This is a genomic window from Hydrogenivirga sp. 128-5-R1-1 (assembly GCF_000171895.1).
Genome location: NZ_ABHJ01000339.1, coordinates 1 through 1,486 on the forward strand (window position 1 = coordinate 1; position 1,486 = coordinate 1,486).

The following is a 1,486-nucleotide window of genomic DNA, read 5'->3' on the forward strand; positions in this document are numbered from 1 at the left end:
GTGTGGGATGTCATGGTGTAAATGGTGATGGAAAATCTCAGGCTGCACAGTTTTCAAAGACAAACCACCAAACTTTCACACTGCAGTATTTAGATGGAAATCAACACCAGAAGGTTGCTTACCTACAGATGAGGATTTACTTCATGTATTAAACTGGGGATTACCTCAAACTCCAATGCCTTCATTTAAACTTGTACCTGAAGTTCAGAAAAAGGCAGTTATAGCTTATATTAAATCCTTTGCAAGAGACAAATGGGAAAAAGGTCAACCTGACCCTAAAAAATGCCAGTCTGTTTATGGAAATATAAAAAGACCTTCTTACTTTGGAACTCCAGAGTCAATTGAAAGAGGGAAAAATCTCTATGCAACCAACTGTACAGCATGTCATGGACAACAAGGACGTGGAGATGGTCCTATAGCTGCAACACTTCCAGTTCCTCCTACAGATTTAACTTATCCAGTAAGAGCAGAAGGTCCTAAACCTGAAGATACATTTAGAGTTTTAACTGTAGGTCTTGAAGGTTCACCAATGCCGGCCTTCAGCTATCTTTCAGAACAAGACAGATGGGATTTAGTTTCTTACATTACTTACTTAATGAACAAAGGTAAATAAGGAGGGCTGAAAAATGAGTAATACTCAAGAATTGAAAAATTTAGTTAATTATGGTCTTGTTAAAGCCCATGTTGCTATGGGACTAATATTCTTCATTATTGTTGCACTAATGGGATTTTTATATTCTTTACAACTTGATGGAATTTATCCATTCCCAGGAATTGAATTTTTATCTCCTGGTAGAGTAAGAATGATACACACCGCTGGTGCTGCTTACGGCTTTTTAGTAAACATGTTTACAGGACTTTTATACTGGGCTATTCCAAGATTTACAGGGTACAGAGTTTTAAGTGATGCTCTTGGATGGTTTATGTTTATTGCACTTCAAGCTGCAGTTTTAATTACAGTTGTTGCTATATTATTCTTTGGTCAGGCTGATAACGTTGAATGGGGTGAAACTCCTTGGTGGTTAGACCCAATAATCGTATTCTGGTTATTATTACACTTACTCCAGTTTGGAGCTCCATTATACAAAGCTTCACAAAGAGGACCTTTATACGTTTCAGGATGGTACATTTCTGCAATGTTAGTTTGGACACCTCTTGTTGTTTTCATGGGTAATTTTATTCCAAGATTCTGGTCTGTTGGTTCAGGAGCTGGGGCTGTTCAATCTACATTCATTCATGACCTCGTGGGACTGTACGTTACTCCAGTTGCCTGGGGATTAATGTACTACTTTGTACCAGTTATTATGAAAAAACCAATGTGGTCTCACGGTTTATCACTTCTTGGATTCTGGGGACTTGCATTCTTCTATCCAATGAACGGGGTTCACCACTTCTTATGGTCTCCAATACCAATGTTTGCTCAGTACTCTGCAGTATTCGCAACAGTTGCTGTTGAGTTTGCTGTTACTTCAGTTTTAATTAACTT

2 protein-coding genes are annotated in these 1,486 nt (G+C 38.2%); both read left to right on the forward strand.

What is annotated here, in order from left to right; genetic code table 11:
* The first annotated feature begins 175 nt into the window (after positions 1–175).
* Positions 176–613, forward strand: a complete 438-nt coding sequence (locus HG1285_RS18490) for a cytochrome c (protein ID WP_008289296.1) — start codon at positions 176–178, stop codon at positions 611–613.
* A 13-nt stretch (positions 614–626) separates the two neighbouring features.
* The coding region (locus HG1285_RS01810; protein ID WP_008289298.1) for a cbb3-type cytochrome c oxidase subunit I at positions 627–1,486 on the forward strand (860 nt) is incomplete at its 3' end.

What these genes read in the sequence shown, in the direction of transcription:
- HG1285_RS18490 (WP_008289296.1), top strand. Translation starts at nt 176, where the DNA reads ATGCCTTCATTTAAACTTGTACCTGAAGTTCAGAAAAAGGCAGTTATA.